This is a genomic window from Reyranella soli (genome assembly GCF_007992495.1).
Lineage (GTDB): Bacteria > Pseudomonadota > Alphaproteobacteria > Reyranellales > Reyranellaceae > Reyranella > Reyranella soli.
The window spans coordinates 1-920 of the sequence record NZ_BKAJ01000384.1; the positions used below are offsets into that span (position 1 = coordinate 1).

Sequence of the window (920 nt, forward strand, 5' to 3'; positions counted from 1 at the left end):
GAGAAGAATGATTCGATTCCTCGACGCAATTGGAGGGATCGATGGGCAAGCCGTATAGCCTTGATTTGCGCGAACGAGTTGTGGCGGCGCTCGAAAGCGGGATGTCGACGGGTCAGGCGGCAGCCCGCTTTTCGATCGGGAAGGCGACAGCGGGGACCTGGGGTCGGCTGAAGCGCTCTCAAGGCGACGTCCAGCCGGCCAAGCAGGGTAAGCCCAAGGGGTCGGTGCTGGACGCCCATGAGGCCTTCATCCTGGGGGTGCTGCGGGACAAGCCCGATACGACACTTGAGGAGATGGCGGAGCGGCTCGCCGCCGAGCGCGGCGTGCGGGTGGTCTGGACGGCGGTCTGGAAGTTCCTCGATCGGCGCGGCCAGACGCACAAAAAAAGACTGCGCACGCCAGCGAGCAGGAGCGTCCCGACGTAAAGGCGGCGCGCCAGCGCTGGTCCGACAGTCAGCCCGAGCTCGCCCCCGAGAAGCTGATCTTCATCGACGAGAGCGGGCTTTCGACCAAGATGGCCCGCTTGCGTGGCTGGGCGCCGAGGGGCCAACGCTGCCACGCCGCGATCCCGCACGGGCACTGGAAGACCGTCACCTTCGTCGGCGGCCTGACGCTGGGCGGCTTCATCGCCCCCATGCTGCTCGACGGTCCGATGGACGGCGAGGTCTTCCGGGCATGGTGCGAGCAGATGCTGGCACCGCTGCTCAGGCCGGGCCACATCGTGGTCATGGACAATCTCGCTGCTCACAAGGTCGAGGGCGTTCGGCTGGCCATCGAAGCGCGTGGCGCAATCCTTCTCTATCTGCCGCCCTACAGTCCTGATCTCAATCCCATCGAGAATGCCTTCGCCAAGATGAAGGCACACGTCCGAAAGGACGCCGCGAGAACTATTGATGCTCTCGAAACCGCCGCCGCCAATG

Annotated in this window: 2 protein-coding genes; both read left to right on the plus strand. The window is 65.1% G+C overall.

The genetic code is table 11. From position 1 onward, the window contains the following. The first annotated feature begins 41 nt into the window (after positions 1 to 41). Positions 42 to 425 (plus strand): helix-turn-helix domain-containing protein, encoded by a 384-nt coding sequence (locus RSO01_RS46900; RefSeq protein WP_147157498.1) that lies wholly within the window; start codon positions 42 to 44, stop codon positions 423 to 425. Then, the coding region (locus RSO01_RS46905) for an IS630 family transposase (RefSeq protein ID WP_246159276.1) at positions 347 to 920 on the plus strand (574 nt) is incomplete at its 3' end. The genes RSO01_RS46900 and RSO01_RS46905, both read left to right, overlap by 79 nt.

What these genes read in the sequence shown, in the direction of transcription:
- RSO01_RS46900 (WP_147157498.1), top strand. Translation starts at nt 42, where the DNA reads ATGGGCAAGCCGTATAGCCTTGATTTGCGCGAACGAGTTGTGGCGGCG.